The organism is Cellulosilyticum sp. (assembly GCF_982396655.1).
The window spans coordinates 68,042-89,569 of record NZ_CEVXFV010000012.1; the positions used below are offsets into that span (position 1 = coordinate 68,042).

General features: G+C 35.1%; 23 protein-coding genes. 3 read left to right on the plus strand and 20 right to left on the minus strand.

Annotated features, from left to right (window positions below):
• Positions 1-19: 19 nt before the first annotated feature.
• The 5 genes from AC1VAQ_RS07375 to mtaB all read right to left on the minus strand — a co-directional run bounded on the left by AC1VAQ_RS07375 (position 20) and on the right by mtaB (position 2,935).
• Positions 20-463 (minus strand): Fur family transcriptional regulator, encoded by a 444-nt coding sequence (locus tag AC1VAQ_RS07375; RefSeq protein ID WP_302597779.1) that lies wholly within the window; start codon positions 461-463, stop codon positions 20-22.
• 29 nt (positions 464-492) lie between these two features.
• Positions 493-747 carry a DUF1292 domain-containing protein gene (locus tag AC1VAQ_RS07380; RefSeq protein ID WP_479903750.1) on the minus strand — a complete coding sequence of 85 codons (255 nt, stop codon included), beginning with the start codon at positions 745-747 and terminating at the stop codon, positions 493-495.
• A gap of 34 nt (positions 748-781) precedes the next feature.
• Positions 782-1,201 carry a Holliday junction resolvase RuvX gene (gene ruvX / locus AC1VAQ_RS07385; RefSeq protein ID WP_302597777.1) on the minus strand — a complete coding sequence of 140 codons (420 nt, stop codon included), beginning with the start codon at positions 1,199-1,201 and terminating at the stop codon, positions 782-784.
• A gap of 80 nt (positions 1,202-1,281) precedes the next feature.
• Complete coding sequence (locus AC1VAQ_RS07390; protein WP_479903751.1) at positions 1,282-1,533, minus strand: IreB family regulatory phosphoprotein; 252 nt, start codon at positions 1,531-1,533, stop codon at positions 1,282-1,284.
• 97 nt (positions 1,534-1,630) lie between these two features.
• Positions 1,631-2,935, minus strand: a complete 1,305-nt coding sequence (mtaB, locus tag AC1VAQ_RS07395) for a tRNA (N(6)-L-threonylcarbamoyladenosine(37)-C(2))-methylthiotransferase MtaB (RefSeq protein ID WP_302597776.1) — start codon at positions 2,933-2,935, stop codon at positions 1,631-1,633.
• Positions 2,936-3,050: 115 nt separating this feature from the next.
• On the opposite strand from mtaB, the gene AC1VAQ_RS07400 reads away from it, so the two are divergent.
• On the plus strand, positions 3,051-3,287 hold the full coding sequence (locus tag AC1VAQ_RS07400; protein WP_302597774.1) for an HPr family phosphocarrier protein: 237 nt from the start codon (positions 3,051-3,053) through the stop codon (positions 3,285-3,287).
• A gap of 59 nt (positions 3,288-3,346) precedes the next feature.
• Here the strand turns inward: AC1VAQ_RS07400 and thiI are convergent, their stop codons facing one another.
• The 6 genes from thiI to AC1VAQ_RS07430 all read right to left on the minus strand — a co-directional run bounded on the left by thiI (position 3,347) and on the right by AC1VAQ_RS07430 (position 8,854).
• Entirely contained in the window at positions 3,347-4,531 is a 1,185-nt protein-coding gene (gene thiI / locus AC1VAQ_RS07405; RefSeq protein WP_302597773.1) for a tRNA uracil 4-sulfurtransferase ThiI, read from the minus strand.
• The gene (locus AC1VAQ_RS07410) at positions 4,528-5,703 is read right to left on the minus strand and encodes a cysteine desulfurase family protein (protein WP_302597772.1); all 1,176 of its coding nucleotides are present in this window, start codon (positions 5,701-5,703) and stop codon (positions 4,528-4,530) included. Before AC1VAQ_RS07410 ends, thiI begins: the two co-directional genes overlap by 4 nt.
• A 136-nt stretch (positions 5,704-5,839) precedes the next feature.
• A complete protein-coding gene (locus AC1VAQ_RS07415; RefSeq protein WP_302597798.1) occupies positions 5,840-6,208 on the minus strand; it encodes a response regulator in 369 nt (122 codons plus the stop codon).
• Positions 6,180-6,950 (minus strand): 16S rRNA (uracil(1498)-N(3))-methyltransferase, encoded by a 771-nt coding sequence (locus AC1VAQ_RS07420; protein ID WP_479903752.1) that lies wholly within the window; start codon positions 6,948-6,950, stop codon positions 6,180-6,182. Before AC1VAQ_RS07420 ends, AC1VAQ_RS07415 begins: the two co-directional genes overlap by 29 nt.
• A gap of 44 nt (positions 6,951-6,994) precedes the next feature.
• Positions 6,995-7,963 carry a 50S ribosomal protein L11 methyltransferase gene (gene prmA, locus AC1VAQ_RS07425; protein WP_479903753.1) on the minus strand — a complete coding sequence of 323 codons (969 nt, stop codon included), beginning with the start codon at positions 7,961-7,963 and terminating at the stop codon, positions 6,995-6,997.
• 126 nt (positions 7,964-8,089) lie between these two features.
• Positions 8,090-8,854 carry a YaaA family protein gene (locus AC1VAQ_RS07430; RefSeq protein WP_302597769.1) on the minus strand — a complete coding sequence of 255 codons (765 nt, stop codon included), beginning with the start codon at positions 8,852-8,854 and terminating at the stop codon, positions 8,090-8,092.
• Positions 8,855-9,021: 167 nt separating this feature from the next.
• Here AC1VAQ_RS07430 and AC1VAQ_RS07435 point away from each other — a divergent pair, with 167 nt between their 5' ends.
• Positions 9,022-9,477: a peroxiredoxin gene (locus AC1VAQ_RS07435; protein ID WP_334306955.1), complete on the plus strand. Its 456-nt coding sequence runs from the start codon at positions 9,022-9,024 to the stop codon at positions 9,475-9,477.
• A gap of 48 nt (positions 9,478-9,525) precedes the next feature.
• Here AC1VAQ_RS07435 and dnaJ read toward each other — a convergent pair whose 3' ends face one another.
• The 8 genes from dnaJ to gpr form a co-directional block, all read right to left on the minus strand.
• The gene (gene dnaJ / locus AC1VAQ_RS07440) at positions 9,526-10,665 is read right to left on the minus strand and encodes a molecular chaperone DnaJ (protein ID WP_302597767.1); all 1,140 of its coding nucleotides are present in this window, start codon (positions 10,663-10,665) and stop codon (positions 9,526-9,528) included.
• A 213-nt stretch (positions 10,666-10,878) separates the two neighbouring features.
• Positions 10,879-12,729: a molecular chaperone DnaK gene (dnaK, locus tag AC1VAQ_RS07445; protein ID WP_302597765.1), complete on the minus strand. Its 1,851-nt coding sequence runs from the start codon at positions 12,727-12,729 to the stop codon at positions 10,879-10,881.
• 18 nt (positions 12,730-12,747) lie between these two features.
• Entirely contained in the window at positions 12,748-13,293 is a 546-nt protein-coding gene (grpE, locus tag AC1VAQ_RS07450; RefSeq protein ID WP_302597764.1) for a nucleotide exchange factor GrpE, read from the minus strand.
• A 50-nt stretch (positions 13,294-13,343) separates the two neighbouring features.
• The gene (hrcA, locus tag AC1VAQ_RS07455) at positions 13,344-14,393 is read right to left on the minus strand and encodes a heat-inducible transcriptional repressor HrcA (RefSeq protein ID WP_302597763.1); all 1,050 of its coding nucleotides are present in this window, start codon (positions 14,391-14,393) and stop codon (positions 13,344-13,346) included.
• A 185-nt stretch (positions 14,394-14,578) separates the two neighbouring features.
• Positions 14,579-15,715: a radical SAM family heme chaperone HemW gene (gene hemW, locus AC1VAQ_RS07460; RefSeq protein ID WP_303244196.1), complete on the minus strand. Its 1,137-nt coding sequence runs from the start codon at positions 15,713-15,715 to the stop codon at positions 14,579-14,581.
• Between the two features lie 44 nt (positions 15,716-15,759).
• Positions 15,760-17,574, minus strand: coding sequence for a translation elongation factor 4 (gene lepA / locus AC1VAQ_RS07465; RefSeq protein WP_302597761.1), 1,815 nt, complete (start codon positions 17,572-17,574; stop codon positions 15,760-15,762).
• Positions 17,575-17,654: 80 nt separating this feature from the next.
• Positions 17,655-18,836, minus strand: coding sequence for a stage II sporulation protein P (locus AC1VAQ_RS07470; protein ID WP_302597760.1), 1,182 nt, complete (start codon positions 18,834-18,836; stop codon positions 17,655-17,657).
• 152 nt (positions 18,837-18,988) lie between these two features.
• Positions 18,989-20,002, minus strand: a complete 1,014-nt coding sequence (gene gpr / locus AC1VAQ_RS07475) for a GPR endopeptidase (protein ID WP_302597758.1) — start codon at positions 20,000-20,002, stop codon at positions 18,989-18,991.
• A gap of 215 nt (positions 20,003-20,217) precedes the next feature.
• Between gpr and rpsT the strand changes: the two genes are divergently transcribed.
• The gene (gene rpsT, locus AC1VAQ_RS07480) at positions 20,218-20,481 is read left to right on the plus strand and encodes a 30S ribosomal protein S20 (protein WP_302597757.1); all 264 of its coding nucleotides are present in this window, start codon (positions 20,218-20,220) and stop codon (positions 20,479-20,481) included.
• 78 nt (positions 20,482-20,559) lie between these two features.
• Here rpsT and holA read toward each other — a convergent pair whose 3' ends face one another.
• Positions 20,560-21,528: a DNA polymerase III subunit delta gene (gene holA, locus AC1VAQ_RS07485; RefSeq protein WP_302597755.1), complete on the minus strand. Its 969-nt coding sequence runs from the start codon at positions 21,526-21,528 to the stop codon at positions 20,560-20,562.

Sequence of the window (21,528 nt, forward strand, 5' to 3'; positions counted from 1 at the left end):
ACACCTCCATATATCTTTTCTATTCTTTTTCTTTATCTACACAATTTTTACACTTTCCATAAAACATTAAGTTGTGGTCATGTATTTTAAATTGATAAACACGTTCTATTTCTGCTTCTATTTCAGAAAGCAAATCATTTTCTACTTCATATACACGATTACATGTTTCACAAATTAAATGGTGATGATGATGTACTGAGTCTTCTGATGCCAGTTCAAAGCGGCTACATCCATCATCAAAATTGAGACGGTCTACAATGCCCATTTCTTCAAAAAGCTGAACAGTACGATAAACTGTTGCAAGTCCAATTTCTGGGTATTTCTTTTTAACCTCACCATAAATTTCTTCTGTCGATAAATGTTGGTCACAGTGTTCAATTAAAACATCTAATACGCTTCTACGTTGTAATGTTAATTTACAACCTTTTTCTTTTAATTTTTCTTTAAAACTTGTAGCGTCCACTTACTCTTCCGCCCCTCATCACTTAATTTTTAAATCTCGATATCGTATTCATCACTTGCCATGAATTCTGTTGCTGCTTTTTTGAATTCGTCTTCATCTTCTACAAGTGCATATTCGATTTCGTCTTCTTCTTCACCGATTTGTTTTAAAATTGTAGAAATATCATCTTCATCTACTACAAGAAGGTATTTTACCCCCTCTAAAAGTACTTCATCTACAATTTCGAATAAAATCTCTTCTCCAGTTTCTTCATCTACAAAAGTAATTCTTTCTATCTCTTCCATCTTTCTCTTCCTTCTCTTCTATATTTTACCAATCTTATTGGTGAGCATCTAAATAATTTTGTAATATGATTGTAGCAGCAAGTTTATCTATTACATTTTTTCGCTTTTTGCGACTCACGTCTGCTTCTAATAAAACACTTTCTGCTGCTACTGTGCTTAAACGTTCATCCCATGTTTCAACCGGAATTTTCACTTTGGCTTCTAATTTTTGTTTAAACAAAAGCGTTTTCTCGCCTCTTTCTCCAATTGTATTATTCATATTCTTAGGAAGGCCAAGGACAATCTTTTCAACTTTATAAGTTTCACAAAGCTCTGCAATACGATTTAACGTTGCTTTATGATGTTCTTCTTCTTGTCTTCTAATAATTTCTACACCTTGAGCTGTCCATCCTAATGGATCACTAACGGCAACTCCTGTAGTTTTTGTACCATAATCTAAACCTAGTATACGCAAAACGTACCTCCTAAAATCAAGTGACACTTCGTCACACTTATAAAAAAACTGTAGGGCATTTTATGTCCCTACAGCCCAATCTATGATTTGAGATAAGCTGTAACTAATTCTTCCAGAATCTCATCTCGCTCTAACTTACGAATTTTATTTCTTGCCCCATTGTGGCTTGTAATATAAGTTGGGTCGCCTGACATAATATAACCGACTATTTGATTGATTGGATTATAACCCTTTTCTTGTAATGCAACATATACGTCCATCAGTGTTTCTCTGGTTGATATATTATCTAAGTTCCCGAAATTGAACTGCATTGTTTCATTCATATTTTCCATATAACTCATCCTCCAACACCTTAGCCTTATATAGCTTAAGTATAACATAATACTGCATAAAACTATATATAATTTTAAAAAATATTATTAGAAAGATTTACTTTTCTAAATGTCCAATAAGTAAATCGCCTTCTACTGCATCAATTGTAACATGTTGTAAGGTATTTTCTAAGATTTCACTTCCTTTAGCTTTCACTCTTAAATAATTGCTTGTATGTCCTATAATTGTGCCATCATCATGTGCCTGTTCAAAAAGAACTTCTATGCTTTGACCAATATGTTTTGCCATATAGATATGACGTAACTCTTTTTCTAAATTTCCAAGTGTTTTTGCACGATGCTCTTTAACAGCTGGCTCTACTTGATTTCTCATCTTAGCCGCTGGCGTACCTTCTCTTGGTGAAAATGGGAAAATGTGAATTTGTGCAAAACCTACTTCTTTAACAAACGCTAAAGTTTCTTCAAATTCTTCATCTGTTTCACCAGGGAATCCTACAATAATATCCGTTGTAAGGGCCACATCTGACCATAAACTTTGTAATTTATGCACACTTTCCAAGTATTCTTCTTTTGTATACTTACGATTCATGCGCTTTAAGACCGTTTGGCTTCCGCTTTGTAAAGAAAGGTGGAAATGATGACATACCTTAGGTAACCTTTTAAGTGTTTCAATAAATTTATCCGTTACAACAACTGGTTCAATGGAACTCATACGAATACGCTCAATGCCTTCTACTTCATGAACACGTTCTAAAAGCTGCATTAAATTTGTATTACCTAAATCTTTCCCATAAGCAAGGACATGTATTCCCGTTAAAACAATTTCTTTATAGCCAAGGCTAGCAAGACGTTTAACCTCATCAATAACCTGTTCTTCTTTTCTACTTCTTATTTTACCACGAACATAAGGAATAATACAATAACTACAATAATTATTACATCCTTCTTGTACTTTAATGTAAACTCTTGTACGTTCGCCCATATCTGAAATCTTTAATTCTTCAAATTTCTCAACGGCCATAATATCATCAACCACATTGAGTGTCTCCAGACGTTCTGACATAAACTGGTCTACTAATTCCACAATTTGACTACGTTTGTTAGTACCCACGATAATATCAATTTCTTCAACTTGTTCTTTAATTTGATCTGCTGCGATTTGAGCATAGCATCCCATAGCGACAAGTATACTTTCTGGATTTATTTTTTTTGTTTTTCTAAGTATTTGACGACATTTACGGTCACTTAAATGCGTTACTGTACATGTATTCACCACATATACATCTGCATATTCACTAAAATCTACAACCTCATACCCTGCTGACTTAAAATTTTCTAACACGGCTTCTGTATCATATTGATTTACCTTACAGCCAAGTGTATAAAATGCTACTTTTCTCAAATTTATCACCTCTTTTTATTGACATTCTTGTTTTCTAAATATATTATACAAGTAACTTCATAGGTTTCTAATTCTTATTTAGCCTATGCATACTAATCTAGGGGGTCTTTAATTTATGAAATCACTTCAAATCTCACTTAATTCTATTGAAAAAGTGAAACAATTCGTTAACCTTATAAATGTATATGATTGCGACTTTGACCTTTCATCTGGTCGTTATATCATTGATGCCAAATCTATCATGGGAATCTTTAGTTTAGATCTAGGTAAACCACTTCGTTTAGACATCTATGATGATGAAATTGCAGATGAAGTCATCAAAGCGCTGACACCTTTTATTTATGAACCTTAGAAAAAAGTCCACTTCATGTGGACTTTTTTGTTATCTAAGAATATACATTCCTATTTTGACTAACGAATTCTTACCACTTCTACTTCGTCAATTGCCTTTTGGATCATTTCTTCAATAATCCCTTCTAAAGCTTTTTCTGAACGTTCAATTTGTTCAAGTTTCGGTTTTGTTTCAGGGTGTTTTGCTACGAAAATTGTACAGCAATCTTCAAATGGTTGAATTGAAGTTTCAAACGTATCAATACGCTTTGCAATCTGTACAATCTCTTCTTTATCAAAACCAATTAAAGGACGAAATACTGGCATTGTTGCTGCTTCATTTGTACATACGAGACTATGCATTGTTTGACTTGCTACTTGCCCAATACTTTCACCTGTAATCAGTGCCATACTACCGTTACTTTTTGCAATACCTTCTGCAACATACATCATAATACGGCGCATAATAATTGTAAGTTGTTCATGTGGGCAAAGCTCATAGATTTTAAGCTGAATATCTGTAAAGTTTACAATATGAAGATTCATACTTCCTGTATACATTGCAACCTTTTCAGCTAAATCTACCACTTTTTGTTTTGCACGGTCACTTGTGTATGGTGGTGCATGAAAATAAACAGCATCTACTTCTACCCCACGTTTAGCAATCATCCAACCTGCTACTGGACTATCAATACCACCTGAAAGAAGAAGCGTTGCTTTACCATTTGTACCATAAGGCATACCTCCTGCTCCTTTATGTGTTTTAGCATATACGTAAGCATGGTTACGAAGCTCTACCATTAAAACAACATCCGGATTATGCACATCTACTTTTACTTTATCGCCAAGTGCTCCTAAAAGATACGCTCCAAGTTCACAGCTTACTTCCATAGAAGTCATTGTAAAACGTTTATCCGCACGTTTTGTTTCTACCTTAAAGGTAATATTTTTATCTGCACATTCTTCAGTCATTTGTGCAAGTGCTAAGCGTTTTACCGCCTCAAAAGAAACCTCTTCTTCTTTAAGACCATAAGCAATCCCTACAATCCCAAAAATACGACTTAAACGATCAAGCACCGCACCTACATCAACAGTATCCTCTTCCATTGGTTCAACCATAATACGGCCTTGCTCTTTAGTAACTGCAAATTCACCTAAATTCTTTAAGTTCTTTTTAATATTGCTTAATAATCTATTCTCAAATAAGTGTCTATTTTTCCCTTTAATCGCTAATTCACCATATTTGATTAAAAATACATTTTTCACTTTTTCTTTCCTCCTACTGTATATCTTCTTAATAAAGTCACCTGTGTTTGTAAAACTTCAATAACATGGTCAATGTCCGTAAGACTTGTATCATGGGCAAATGAGAATCGAATAGCACTATCTAGTGCTGGTCCCTTAATGCCTAATGCAGCAAGAACATCTCCATGCCCTTTTTTATGGCTTGAACAAGCTGAGCCTGAAGAAACATAAATACCTTCTTGCTCTAAAGCATGTAACAATACTTCTGCACGTACATCTTCAAATCCAAGATTCAAAATATATGGTGCTGCTTCTTCAATACTTGGGCCATTAATCCATGTATTTGGAATATTATTTAATATGCCTTCAGCTAAACGTTTTTTACACGCCATCATATGTTCATAAATTTCTTTTTGATGTGCCATTACATATTTACAAGCTGCAAGTGTCCCTGCAATTCCTGGTGTATTTTCTGTTCCTGAACGTACATTTTTTTGTTGACCGCCACCTAATAATAAACTTTGCATACGTACAGCTTTATTTTTATATAAAAGTCCTACACCACGTGGACCATAAAATTTATGTGCACTAATAGATAGAAAGTCAATTTTACTACGTTTTACCTGTATAGGAAGTTTACCAAAAGACTGCACTGCATCTACATGAAATAATGTTTCTTTATTTTGGGTCTTAATAAGCTTTCCAATTTCTTCTAACGGTTGGATTGTTCCTATTTCATTATTAACATGCATAATGCTCACTAAAATCGTCTGATCATCAATAAGACCTTTGAGCTCTTCTAAGTTAATATAACCCTTTTCATCTACATCTAAATGACATACTTCAAAACCTTGACTTTCTAAGTATTTAAAAACTTCACCTACTGAAGGGTGTTCAATTGTCGTCGTAATAATTTTATTTCCTCTACGTTTATATGCCATAGCAGCACCTACAATAGCTGTATTATTACTTTCTGTCCCCCCCGATGTATAGATGATTTCTTCTGGTAATCCTCCTATTTGCATCGCAAAGAATTTGCTTGCTTCTTTAATAATAGTTTCTGCTTCCATGCCTTTTTTATGCAGTGAAGAAGGATTACCAAAAGTATGAATCATTATTTCTTGAACAGCTTCTACAACACAATCAAGAGGTTTGGTCGTAGCTGCATTATCTAAGTATATTTCCGTTTTCATAAACCATTCTCCGTTCCTGTCCCATTTCTTTCCTACCTAAAATAAAGCGACTAGCGTCGCATTATCTATAGCATAGTAAGGTTACAATTTGAACTTTACTACGCCATAAAAAAATGAGGGAAAATCCCCCTCATTTTTATCTATTCATTACATTATAAATAGCTTGTAATACACGTGTTTTTTCAAAAGGTTTCACAATAAAGTCCTTTGCACCACGTTTAATGGCCTCTACAACTTTAGAATGCTGTCCCATTGCTGAGCACATGATGATTTTTGAATTGGGGCTTACTTCTAATATTTTCTCGATAGCTTGGATGCCATCCATCTCTGGCATAGTGATATCTAGCGTTACAACATCTGGCTGCAAAAGCTCTGCCATCTCTATTGCTTGAAGACCATTTCCTGCTTCACCCACCACATTAAAATCTGATTCAGTGAGTATTTTCTTTAAAACGGTCCGCATAAATATAGCATCATCAACAACTAGAAATCTTACATCCTCCATCATCAGTTCCCTCCACCTCATACATAATATTCGCAAGTGTCACAAGTCCTGCTGTTTCACTTCTTAGTATTCTTTTACCTAAAGTTACTGGCGAAATATGATGCTGCATGGCATAGGCAACTTCTTCATCTGTAAAGCCACCTTCTGGGCCAATAAAAATACCTATTGAACTTGGCATTTCTCCGCTTAAAAAACGCTTAAGGTAATGACTATGTTCATTTTCAAAAGGGATACAAGATTTTTCTAGATCTCTACAAGCATAAGCTATAGCTTCCTTATATGTCATTGGTGCTAAAATTTGTGGAATAATCCCTCTCTTGCTTTGTTTTGCAGCACTTTCCGCTATCTTTTGCCATCGTTCTAGTTTACTTTGTTGTTTTTTGGGTGTTTCAAGTTTTACAACACATCTGTCTGTAATCATTGGGATGATTGTTGTAACACCTATTTCTATACTTTTTTGAATGACAAACTCCATCTTTTCACCTTTAATTAATGACTGAAAAAGTACAGTGCTTAAAGGTGGTTCAGAATTTGCGTCTTTTTTTTCTACGATTTGCGCTGAAATCACATCACGATCTATTTGTTTTATTATACACTCATAATCATGACCTTGTCCATCATTTATTGTAATTTCTTTTCCTTCACTTAGTCTCAGCACATTTTTAATATGCTTTACATCGCTACCAGTAATCAAAATTTCATTTTCTTTAACATTTTCCGGATTTACAAAAAACTTTGCCACTTTATTTAATCCTTTTCTATATGTTCTACTTTTTATATGGGGCCTTATACATTTGCTACAGCACGAAGTGCTACCCAATCATTCTTCTCTGTAATTTCTTCTACAGTAAAACCTGCACTTTCAAGTGCTATTTTTACTTCCTCAGCACGCTCACCGATAACACCTGATGCTACAAGGATGCCACCTGGCACTAAGAAATCTTTTAATAAGTGACGCATTGGAATAATAACATCTGCTACAATATTAGCAACAACAACCTCATAACACTCTGTACCAATTGTTGTAACGAGTGCCTCGTCAGCTAAGATATTCCCACAATATGTTGTGAATTTAGCTACATCCATTTTATTTTGTTCGAAATTTTCTTTTGCTATATCTACTGAATTTTGCTCAATATCAACTGCTGTCACATGTTCAGCACCAAGCATTAATGCTGCTATTGATAAAATACCACTTCCGCACCCCATATCAAGTACTTTTTGACCTGGTTTAATAATACCTTCTAGTTGTTCGATGCAAAGCTGTGTTGTATAGTGCTGACCTGTTCCAAAGCTTGAGTTTGGATCGATCTCTAAAATCATACGATTTGTTTCGGTATCATAACTTTCCCAAGTAGGTTTAATCACAAACTTCTCACCTACTGTAAAAGGTTTGAAATATTGTTTCCAGTTATTTGCCCAGTCTTCTTCTTTGACATTGCCAAGTTCCATTGTAAGTTTACCATAGTCATCACTTTCTCCTTTGAGACGTTTAAGCATATTCTTGATTTCATGGAACATTTCTTGTCCTTGCCCATTTTCCGCAAGGTAGAATTTAATACTTGTTTCACAGTCTTTAAGCTTTTCCATGTCCTCATCCATGTAATCCCATGTTGTGCCTTGTAATGTCAAGAACTCATCATAATCATCTGGATCTTGAATAACAAAACCTGTTACGCCTAATTGTAATAAAAGGCCTGTGATTGTTTCAAGCCCTTGCTTTGATGTGTATATTGTTACTTCTAACCAATTCATTTATTCATCTCCATCTTAAATTGTATAATAGTTAAATTATAAGGGAATATGTTGTCGAATTCAAGTAATCTCCCATTTTTATCCTCTTATCATTCAGTTTACCCAAAATACTATAATCTAAACAGACTACTGCTTTAATATAAATACCCATTCATTCTCACTCGAAAGTTTCTCTTCAAAACTATATCCCTCTAAACCAAATTTCTTGATTTCATTTACATTTTCAATTTGATGCTCACAAATGTAACGTGTCATTAGGCCTCTAGCGTGCTTTGCATACATACTAATAGCCTTATACTTCCCATCTTTAAATACCTTAAACTGAATATTTAAAACTCTATAATCTTTAGCAATAGCCTTTAAATCTAATGCCTTGCTATACTCATCTGATGCTAAATTTATTAAAATTTTATCTCCACTGGTGCATGCTAATTCATCTAATACATAGTGCGTAAGCGTTTCTTTCCAAAAACTATATAGTTGATTTTCCTTTGCTTCAGAAAACTTAAAGGCCATTTCTAAACGATAAGCTTGCATCACATCTAAAGGTTTTAAATAGCCATATAAGCCAGATAAAATTCCGAGATGACTATTCATAAACTGACGTGTCTCTTCACTTAATGAAGTGCTTTCTATCGCTTTAAATGCTTCTCCGTAATAATAGTCAATAGCTACCTTTCCTTGTCCACCATTATAAAATCTACTATAGCGCTCATGATTAAGCTTGGCTAATGTCTCCGAGATTTTCATCTGCCTGCTTAAATCTTCAATTGTATACGTCTTTAACCGTTCAATAAGTCTCCTTGTCTTCTCTTCAAATCTTAAAGGCTCATACGGTACAAGATTTTCTTCCTTTGTAAATGTTTTAGCGGGTGAAATAATAAGCAACATGTTTCTTCTCCTTGTTTTAAAAATATTTTAATCAGTGCATACTCTATTATAATAAAAAATATCATATCTACTTTACAAAAAATATATTTTATATAATAATTATTATCATAAACTATTATAAATGAGATACTTCTCAGAAACAAGGAGATAAACATATGTCAAAAGTTATTTTAGAAGAGGGTATGAAAGCCCCAGATTTTACTTTAATAGGTTCTGACCAAAAGACACACGCTTTAAGTGATTACTTAGGCAAGAAAGTTATTTTATATTTCTACCCAAGAGACAATACACCAGGATGTTCAAAAGAGGCTGAAGCTTTTCGTGATGCCTTTGAAGAAATTTCAAGCCAAAATGCAGTTATTTTAGGCATTAGCCGTGATACACTAACAGCTCATGATAAGTTTATTGCTAAATATAATTTACCATTTGTTCTTCTTTCAGACCGTGAGGAAGTTGTATGTAAGTTTTATGATGTACTTAAAGAAAAAAATATGTGTGGCCGCATAGGCATCGGCATTGAACGTAGTACATTCCTTATTAACGAAGCAGGCATCATTACTAAAATCTATCGTAAAGTTAAAGTAGCTGGCCACGTAGATGATGTAAAATGCTCTTTAAAATAATACTATTTATAAAGGAAGCCCACAGATTTAAGTTCTGTGGGCTCTTAATTATTTCTTAAAGATGTGCTTCCAACCTTTTTTAGATTCTTCAGCTTGTGCGCCTTCTTCTGGTTCAAATTCTCTCAAAATGCTCTTTTGTTTTTCTGTTAAATTCTTAGGTACTACAACATAAACCTCTACATACTGGTCACCACGATGACGTTTATTTTGAAGACTTGGAATACCTTTCCCTTGTAATCTAAATTTAGAAGATGTTTGTGTACCTGGTTGAATTGTAAACTTCACATTACCGTCTAATGTAGGAATTGAAAGTTCTGCACCAAGTGCAGCTTGCGCAAAACTAATTGGCATACGCATATAAACATCGTTGCCACGTCTTTCAAATACACCATGCGCTTTAACAGAAACTGTTACAAGTAAATCACCTGCTGGTGCACCTGCATCTCCTGCTTCTCCTTTACCAGCCACACGGAGTGTTTGGCCATGATCAATACCTGCTGGGATATTAATTGTAACTTTTTTAACTGTTCTTACTTTACCATGACCATGACATGTTGGACATGGTTCTTTCACTACTTTGCCTTCGCCATGACAGGCATCACAAGTTTGAACTGTTTGCATTGCACCTAAAATCGTACGTTGTGTTACATGAATTTGCCCTGTACCACCACATTTTGAACATGTTGTCGTTGATGTGCCAGGTTTTGCTTTTGAGCCATGACATGTACCGCAAAGTTCTGATGTATTAATTGAAATTTCTTTTTCACATCCAAAAGCCGCTTCTTCAAATGTAATTTGGATTGTTTGTCTGATATCAGCACCTGGCTGTGGACCTCTTGGACGGCGTCGTCCACCGCCACCACCGAAACCGCCAAAGCCGCCACCAAACATATCAAAGATGTCGTTGATGTCAAAGTCGCCACTAAAGCCGCCAAAGCCGCTTGCACCACCTGCACCACCGTTTTCAAAGGCGGCATGACCATAACGATCATATGCTGATTTCTTGTCAGCATCACTTAATACTTCATAAGCTTCTGTTATTTCTTTGAATTTTGCTTCTGCTTCTTTGTTATCCGGATTTGCATCTGGATGGTATTGCTTTGCTAATTTTCTATATGCTTTTTTAATTTCTGCATCTGAGGCCGACTTAGATACGCCTAGGACCTCATAATAATCTCTTTTATCCACGCTTGTCACCACCACTATTAAAATTTGCCAAGATCGTGCTTATATGTCTCCTAAGAGTATCACACCAATCTCTTTATAAAATATGCCCAATGCTTTCCATACGTTAAATATAACGTATAGAGACATTGCGTCACTTTTTCTCTATCAATTATATATTAAACGTACAGAAACAGTCAAAGAGAATGCTCTTTGACCGTTTCCATGCATTAATTTTTATTCTTCTTTAAAATCAGCATCAATGACATCGTCATCTTGAGCATGTGCATTACCTGCATTCATATCTGGGCCTGCCCCAGCACCTTGTGCAGCTTGTGCTTGGCTGTATACTTTTTCTGAGATACTGTAGAATACTTGTGTAAGTTCTTCTTTAGCAGCTTTAAGTTCAGCAACTTGTTCATCAGTCATTTGACCAACTACTGCTTTGTCATTAAGATCTTTTAATTTTGTAAGTGCAGCTTCTACTTTAGCTTTATCATCAGCTTCAAGTTTGTCTTCCATATCTTTCATCATTTTTTCTGTTTGGAATACCATTGAATCTGCTTCATTTTTTGTGTCGATTGCTTCTTTACGTTTTTTATCTGCTTCAGCAAATTGTTCTGCTTCTTTTACAGCTTTTTCGATTTCTTCATCACTAAGGTTTGTACTAGCTGTAATTGTGATGTGTTGTTCTTTACCTGTTCCAAGGTCTTTAGCAGATACTTTTACGATACCATTTGCATCGATATCGAATGTTACTTCGATTTGAGGTACACCACGTGGAGCTGGCATAATACCATCTAATTTGAAGTTACCAAGTGTTTTGTTGTCATTAGCCATTGGTCTTTCACCTTGAACAACATGAATATCAACTGCTGGTTGGTTATCTGCTGCTGTTGAGAACACTTGTGATTTTTTAGTTGGGATTGTTGTATTTTTAGGAATAACTGGTGTTGCTACACCACCCATTGTTTCAATACCAAGTGTAAGAGGTGTTACGTCAAGAAGAAGAATATCGCCTGAACCAGCTTCACCTGAAAGTTTACCACCTTGAATTGCAGCACCTACAGCTACACATTCATCTGGGTTAATTCCTTTGAATGGTTCTTTACCTGTGATACGTTTAACAGCATCTTGAACAGCAGGAATACGTGTTGAACCACCAACTAATAATACTTTGTCAAGTTCTGAAGCATTAAGACCTGCATCATTTAAAGCTGTTCTAACTGGTCCCATTGTACGTTCTACAAGGTCAGCTGTTAATTCATCAAATTTAGCTCTTGTAATTGTTACGTCTAAGCTTTGACCACCACTGCAGATGAATGGAATTAAAACGTTTGCACTTGTTTTTTGTGAAAGTTCTTTTTTAGCTGTTTCAGCAGCTTCTTTTAAACGTTGCATAGCAACTTTATCTGTTGAAAGGTCAATGCCTTCTTGTTTTTTGAATTCTTCTACTAAGAAATCAATGATTTTTTGGTCGAAGTCATCTCCACCAAGGTGATTATCACCACTTGTAGCAAGTACTTCGATAACACCATCACCGATGTCGATTACAGATACATCAAATGTACCACCACCAAGGTCATAAACCATGATTTTTTGTTCGTGCTCGTTATCAAGACCGTAAGCAAGTGCTGCTGCTGTTGGTTCGTTGATGATACGTTTTACATCAAGACCAGCAATGCGACCAGCATCTTTTGTTGCTTGTCTTTGGCTATCTGTGAAGTAAGCCGGAACTGTAATAACAGCTTCTGTTACACTTTCACCAAGATGAGCTTCAGCATCTGCTTTTAATTTTTGAAGAATAATTGCTGAAATTTCTTGTGGTGAGAATGCTTTGTCATCAATGTTTACTTTGTAATCTGTACCCATATGACGTTTAATTGAAATAACTGTTCTTTCGTGATTTGTAACAGCTTGACGTTTTGCTACGTCCCCTACAAGTCTTTCACCTGTTTTACTGAAACCTACAACTGAAGGAGTTGTTCTATTACCATCTGCATTTACGATAACAACTGGTTTTCCACCTTCCATTACTGATACACAAGAGTTTGTTGTTCCTAAGTCAATTCCTATTATTTTACCCATGATTAATTCCTCCTATCATTAATTGGCTACTTTAACCATACTATGTCTAATTACTTTTTCTTTATATAAATATCCTTTTTGAAGTTCTTCAACAATGATATTCTCCCCATATGCTTCATCATCTATGTGCATAATTGCATTATGAAGCTTTGGATCGAATTCTTTATCAAGTGCTTCAATAGGTGTTACTTTTAAATTTTCAAGTGCACTCATAAGTTGTTTATAAATCATTTGTACACCTGCATATAATGCTTTATCTGTACTATCAATCTTAAGAGCACGTTCAAAGTTATCAATAATTGGTAATAACTCTGCTACAGTGTTACTTACAGCGAAATCATAAGCATCTGACTTTTCTTTTTCGCTACGTTTTCTATAGTTATCGAACTCTGCCATTAAACGTTGAAGACGATCTAAATATTCGGCAGCTTTATCTTCAGCTTTTGTTTCTTCTGCTGTGCTTTCTTCTTTAGCTTCTACCTCTGAAGATTCAGCTTCTACTGTTTGCTCTGCTGCTACTTCTTCTTGCTGTAATGGTTGTTCTAAATCTTTATTTTCTTCCATTGTTTCACCCTTCCTACTAAGAACGTTTATGTTTTAGTTACACCTTGTTGTTATGCCTTTGTATCACCATCATTAAGTCCTCTTAGCATATTTGTAATATGATGAGAAACATATTCTAACACTGAGACTACCTCACTATAATTCATACGTGTTGGTCCTATAATACCAATGTTACCAATGGTATATTCACCAATGCTGTAACTTGTTGTTACGACACTGCAATCTTTCATCGGTGTCAAAGTATTTTCTTCACCAATACGAATTGTAATCTGATTTGGTGGATTATGATCTAAGATTTTTGCAAGATATGGTTTTTCTTCTAAAAGTTTAAACAGTTCTCTCGCCTTCTCTTTATCATTAAATTCCTGAAAATCAAGAATGTTATTGGCACCGCGTATGAAGATATTCGGTAAATCTCTTTCTTTTAAAGTATTGGCAATAGCATCTAAAACGCTGCTTGCAATACCACCATATTCTTTCATTTTTTCTTCAATTGATAAACGAATCTTGTCTAAACTAATTTGACTCAGTGCATTGCCCTTTAGACTCTCGTTAAGAATATTTGTAAGTGCCATACAAATATTAGCATCTAAAGCTTTCGGTGTGCTAATCATGTGATTTTTCACACTATTAGTGTCTGTAACTATAACACAGACCACACTTTGTTCATCCACCGGAACAAGCTGTAAGTGCTTAATACGCACTTGACTAATAGGCGGTGTCGATGCAATAGTGGCACAATTGGTAAGCATTGCGATAAGCTTTGCAGTTTCTTCAACTAAATCATCAATGCGTGTAATTTTCTGTTGAATCATATTCCCAATGATTTTTGCCACATCTGGACTAATATTTGTACGTTGCATCATGCCATCTACATAAAGGCGATAACCTTTATCTGAAGGTATTCTTCCAGCGGAAGTGTGGGGTTGCACAATGAAACCAAGCTCTTCAAGATCTGCCATTTCATTACGAATTGTCGCTGAGCTTACGCCCAAGTCATACTTTTTAGAAATGGTTCTTGAACCAACAGGCTCACCTGTTTGGATATAATCACGAATGATGGCTTCTAGTATTCTTAGCTTACGTTCATTCATATCCATATCATCACTTCCTTCTTTTTGTTAGCACTCACTAAAGCCGAGTGCTAACTACAATCTAAAGATATCACTTCTTAATATAATTGTCAATAACCTTCTGCAATTATTTTTAAAAATTATTACATATATTTACAAAGTCCGAATTAGCAAGATTTTGCCTTAGCAAATCCCTGTTAATTCGGACTTTGTTATGTCATAAGAAATGAACTAAACACTTCATTGCATACATCTAGGCCATAAGGCGTCAATTTTATCCTACCTTTATCTTTTACAAGAACCTTGTATTTTATCCATTTATTTAATTGCTCTTCATAAACATCCCAGACAGATTGTCCAAACTGTTTTTCAAAGTCATCTTCTGAAATGCCTTCAAGGAGTCTTAAACCTAGAAACATATATTCTTCCATACACATTTCTTCTGTCAGTTTTTCTTCTTCATGACGAATTTTGTGGACATCTCCTGCTGCTTCAATATACGCCTTAAGATTTTCTTCATTAGCATAACGGATATTGTTCCAAAGACTTCTTGCCCCAAGCCCTAATCCTAAATAAGGTATGCGTTGCCAATATACAATATTATGCTGGCATTCTTTATGAGGTTTTGCCCAGTTAGAAATTTCATATTGATGATAACCGCATTGCTTTAAATAGCTCTGGGCTAAATGATACATCTCACGGTCCAATTCCTCTGACACTTCTTCTAATTTACCTTCTTCATAACGCTTCCCAAAGCAAGTCCCTTCTTCAATAATGAGGGCATAAACAGACAGATGCTCCAAATCATATTTTGTGACTGTTTCAAGTGTTTGCTTAAATTCCTCTAAAGTTTGACCTGGTAATGCAAACATTAAATCTGCATTGACTGCACAATTTGTATAAGTCTTGACAAGATGTAAGCTTTCTTCCCAATCTTTAAAGGTATGTTTTCTGCCAATCTTCCTTAGAAGATAATCATGCGTCGTCTGAAGTCCCATGCTAATACGATTTATCGGATATTTTGCAATGACTTCTACTTTTTCTTTAGTCAGTGTTCCTGGATTCGCCTCGATGGTCCACTCTGCATTTGGTATTAATTTAAAGTTTTTTGTAATAGTTGCTGCTAGTTTGTCTAATAAAAAAGGCGGTAGTACCGTTGGGGTACCACCACCTATAAAGATAGACTTAATAGCTACCGCAGCATCTAACATTTTCCCATAGTTTTCGACTTCTTTAACTAAAGCATTTATATAAGCTTCCTGCATCTCTTCTTTAGGAAAAGATAAGAAATCACAATAAAAACATTTTGATGTACAAAATGGGATATGAATATAAAGCCCGATTTCCATTTTAAGTTCCTCTTTTAATTTTAATTTTTAACACTTTAAATTTTTTATTCATCTAATTTAAGTACGCTCATGAAGGCTTCTTGTGGTACTTCTACGTTACCTACTTGACGCATACGTTTCTTACCTTCTTTTTGTTTTTCAAGAAGTTTACGTTTACGTGAGATATCCCCACCATAACATTTTGCAAGTACGTCTTTACGCATGGCGCTAATTGTTTCTCTTGCAATAACTTTATTTCCAACTGCTGCTTGAATTGGAATTTCGAAGAGATGTTTCGGAATCTCTTTTTTAAGTTTTTCTGTGATTTTACGACCTTTGCTTACCACATTACTTTCATGCACAATAAGTGAAAGAGCATCCACTACTTCACGGTTAACTAAGATATCTAACTTAACAAGTTTTGATTCTTGGTAGCTAGATAATTCATAGTCAAATGATGCATAACCACGTGTACGTGATTTAAGGGCATCAAAGAAGTCATAAATGATTTCATTAAGTGGTAAGTCATACGAAAGGACCGCACGAGTTGCTTCTAAATACTCCATACCAAAGTAAATACCACGACGTTCTTGGCATAAATCCATAACTGCTCCTACGTATTCAGATGGTACGATGATTTTAGCTGATACCATTGGTTCTTCCATAAAGTCAATATTTGATGGATCTGGCAGATTTGCTGGGTTTGAAAGTTCAAGTACTTCACCATCTGTTTTATGCACTTTGTAAATAACGTTTGGTGCTGTTGTAACAAGGTCTAAATTGTATTCGCGCTCTAAACGCTCCTGAATAATTTCCATGTGAAGAAGTCCTAAGAATCCACAACGGAAACCAAATCCTAAAGCAATAGATGTTTCTGGTTCAAATACAAGTGCTGCATCGTTAAGTTGGAGTTTTTCTAAGCTATCACGAAGGTCTCCATATTTTGCCCCATCTGCTGGATAAAGTCCACAGTATACCATTGGGTTAACTTGTTTGTACCCTGGAAGTGGTGCTTGTGCTGGATTATTAGCATCTGTTACAGTATCCCCTACGTGTGTATCTTGTACATTTTTAATACTTGCAGTAATATAACCTACTTCGCCAGGCATAAGCCCTGCCTCATTTGGTCTAAACTGGCCTGCACCAAATGTCCCTACTTCTACAACATCAAATTCTGCATTTGTTGCCATCATGCGGATTTTCATGCCTTTTTTTACTTGACCTTCTTTCACACGGCAGAAGATAATAACACCTTTATATGGATCATATAAAGAGTCAAAAACAAGTGCTTGAAGTGGCGCATTAGCATCACCTTTTGGTGGCGGCACAACTTTTACAATTTGTTCTAATACATCTTCAACATTAAGACCTGTTTTAGCTGAAATGAGTGGTGCTTCTGACGCATCAAGTCCGATGATATCTTCAATTTCTGCTTTTACACGGTCTGGATCTGCACTTGGAAGGTCTACTTTATTAATAACTGGCATAATTTCAAGATCATGCTCTAACGCTAAATATACATTAGCAAGCGTTTGTGCTTCAATACCTTGCGCAGCATCTACTACTAGAATTGCACCTTCACATGCAGCGAGGCTTCGTGATACTTCATAGTTGAAGTCGACATGTCCTGGTGTATCAATTAAGTTAAAAATATACTCTTCGCCATCTTTTGCTTTATAAACAAGACGTACAGCTTGTGATTTAATAGTAATCCCACGTTCACGCTCTAAATCCATGTTATCTAAAACTTGTGCTTGCATTTCTCTCTCTGTTAAAGTACCTGTCATCTGAATGATACGATCGGCAAGTGTACTTTTACCATGATCGATATGGGCGATAATACAAAAATTTCTTATTTTTTCTTGCTTTGAAAGAGACATTTTGCCCCTCCTTATTCCTTTTGTCTATTCTTTTCGTTTCATTATAGCATAGCCTTAGTTTTTCTATCAATGTTTTTACATTAATCTTTTTGTAACACCTTTGCTAAAATATCGGCTAAAGGCTCCACCGCATTCATTGCTTCTTCTCCAGTATTGGTTTGAGCGCCTATTTCTATAAGTAATGAATTAGGACACATGTGCGTGCTATAGCGATACTCCTTACAGTATATCTTTCGAAGTAAACCAGGGTAATATTCATGTCCTATCGCTACTGCTTGCATAGAAAAAGCTAGGTTATCTGCTAGATAAGGATTTTTGAGGCCTTCTTTATGTACCACTTCACCTGCTAAATTCCTATTCAAGCACAAACCATTTACAAACATAACTTGTGCCGTCTGCTTACCATTTATATCTGTTACCAAACGTACATTATCACTAATGCCGTCTCGGTGTAAATCCATTACAACTTGAATTGAAGGATTTGCTTCTAATATTTCCCTTATACGGGGTTCCATACGTTCATATTCACTACCATCAACACCACCACTTGTATTATCAGTCGCATAAAATTCTTCGGTAACATGCATGACCTCTATACCATATTTGTTCTCTAATACTTGTTTTAAACCCTCTCCTATATCTACTACACTCTGCCCACCCATATACTTTTCTCTAGCATGTGTATGAAAAATAAGTACCTTAGGACCTTCTATATGTTCATCTATTGTAATCTTCTTTTTCATTAGTTCATAAAAATTCCATTCTTTTAAAATATCAATATCAAGACCTAAGCTCCCATCACCTGTCATGAAATTTTTAAGGACGTAGTAATAATCTTTATATTTCTCAAGCGGTACTTCTACCTCTTTGGCTGTTGGTAACTCCTCACTAAAATCTACTTTAGGCCCCTGCTTTTCTTCCGGAAGACCACTTGTATCAAAAGTTACTTCATTTTGCTCAAAGTAATCTGAAAATAAATGACTAAACTTCAAATAAGGTATGGCGTTTACAATGATTGAAAGTGGCTCTTCCCACCTAATTTGTGTGAACTGGTAACCATAGTTTTTCCAAAAACTACTTTCATCCTCGTCAGTAAGTGCTTGCCCTACAGCTGGGCTGCTCATCCTTATAAAATAATTTCCTGGATGTATCCCTTGTTTTTCCATTTCACACAAATTGCTAATCAAGGAACCTATCAGTATCATGTACAGTACCCAATATTTGATAGGTTCCTTTTTTATCTTTTCTAACGCATGCATCATTACCTACGCCTCCCCCTTTGTATACTCTTTATTATTCTATAAACTTGTCTTTACATTTATGACTAAAATGCTATTAAAACTCTCTTAAATTAAAAAGTTAAAATAACTTAAATTTATAGATATAACATTTGTATTATAAAATAGGCCTATGATTAATACGTATATTTATTAATATCTTGTAGTGACATACCTGGATGTACTCCTATATTAATACCATTTGCAATAATACTTGCTAAATACTCTATGATTTCATCAATTTCTTTTGGTGTCACAAATAAATCTCTAATTTCAGGGTACAATGTCTCACGAATAAGCTCATATTGTTCCTTCTCACTTAAATCTTTTAACATATCATAAAGTGGGGAATGTTCAGCTTGTTTGAGCATAGCTTTAATCAGTTCTCCTAAAGCATCGGATAATAATGTTGCTGTATCCACCACTGTAGGAACACCAATCGCAATAACTTTACACCCTAGTGTTTCTTCATTTAATTGTTTGCGACAATTTCCTACACCTGCTCCTGGAGAAATACCTGTATCTGTTACTTGAATTGTTGCATTAATACGTGCAGCATTCCTAGCAGCTAAAGCATCTATAGCAATAATACAGTCTGGTTTAACATTTTCAGCTACACCGCGTATAATCTCTGCGGTTTCAATACCTGTAAGTCCCATAACACCGGGTGCAAGACTACTTAAGTGACATAGAGAATCCTCTAAAGCTTCTGGGGCCCTTATAGCAATATGACGTGTTACAAAAACCTTATTAGCTACTTTAGGTCCTAATGTATCTGGCGTGGCGAAACGATTTCCTAATCCAATAACAAGTACACTTAAGTCTGGTCCCTTTTTATCTGGCAATAAACTTCTAATTGCTTCAGAAAGCACTTCTATAACTTTTTCATGCATAGGCGGATCATTCTCTTTAATAGCTTTAGATTCAATAGTAATGTAATCCCCTTTGGGCTTACCCATACTTTCTTCCCCTGTTTCATCTAGCACCCTTACTCGGGTGATTGTAATCTGTCCTTCTTCTAAGGATTTCGTGTCTACTTGCACACCTGGAATCTGATAATCTTCATCTTTATCAAGTCTTAAAGCGTCACTAATCTCAATTGCTAAGTCCGTACGAGGATGAAAACCGTCGTCTTTTATAACCTTATCCATAAATTCACTCCTTTTTATTCGAAAAAATGCTTTACGAAAACATTTAAATACTTTATAATCATTTTTAGTTTCATGAACGGGTTCTTAAGTAGTTTGACCATTATTTTTTTACGTATACATTGACTTATAGGGACATATGTAATATAATGGGTACTGTTGAAACCGTTCATAATTCCCCAAACCGTGTCCAAGAATATGAATGGAGGTGCCACCAAATGGCAAATATTAAATCAGCAAAAAAACGTATCTTAGTAATCGCAACAAAAACAGCACGTAACCGTGCAATCAACTCAGCAGTTAAAACTCAAATCAAAAAAGTTAGAGCAGCAGTAGAAGCTAAAGATTTAGCAGCAGCAAACGCAGCTTTAACAGTAGCTGTTAAAGCTATTGATAAAGCTACAGCAAAAGGTGTTTTCCACAAGAAAACAGCTGCTCGTAAAAAATCTACTTTAGCTCGTTTAGTTAAAACTGTAGCATAGTTTGCGACATTAAGTATACAAAAGACCGTAGGAGCGCCTACGGTCTTTTTATTTTCCAAAAAACACTGCTTAAATCCCTTATTGGGTATTTAAGCAGTGCATAATTAAAATCTCTACACGCTGTGATGCTTCCATTTTACCTGTTTTAATATCCTTATCAACTTGTAAACACTCCCCCACAATAGATTCTAACTGTTTAAAAGAATAACCATGTGCCTGATTAATCATTTCTTGTACTGCAAAAAATGGTATTTTAAGGGCACTACCTATCTCTTTGGGCTGCTTTCTTTGTGCTAATAAATACTTCACTTGCATGAGCATACGATATTGTCTTGCAATTAGCACCAGTATACCAATAGGAGACTCTTTACTTTGAATCAGTCTACTGTAAATTGCAAGTGCAGTTTCTCCTTGATGCTGAGCAATCTTTTTTACCATTTCAAAGACACGTTGCTCTAGTGAAAACACACATACTGCATCAATATCTTCTTTAATTACTTTATTGTTTACTATATAACCCAATAATTTTTCCCATTCCGTTAAAATATAAGGAATATTTTCTGGCATATTACGGATGAAATAACGCATTGTACTTTGCTCAATCATAACGCCCTTTTCTTTAGCATTTGCTGAAAGTATATTATATACTGCCTCTTCTCCTGGATAATCAAATTCCTTAATATGATGCTTTGACTTCATAGTTTTATAAAGTTTACCACGTTTGTCTACTTCTTTTTCATCAATTAAAAGCACTATATAATCTGGGATTTTTTGAATAAAGGCTTCAAACTTCTCAGTTTCATCTTTTTTACCCGCTTTAAAGAGACCTGTTTCCTTTAAATAGATTAGCTTTTTATCTACAAAAAATGGTAATGTTTCTGCAAAATCTATAATATTACTTACAATTACTTCTTTATCTTTAGCTTCTAAGTAATTCATCATATCATTTGGATCATTTAATATTTCTTTTTTTACCTGATTAATCCAGTTATCTTTTGACCAGTTATCTTGACCAACTAGTAAATAACACCCCTCTATTTTTTCCAT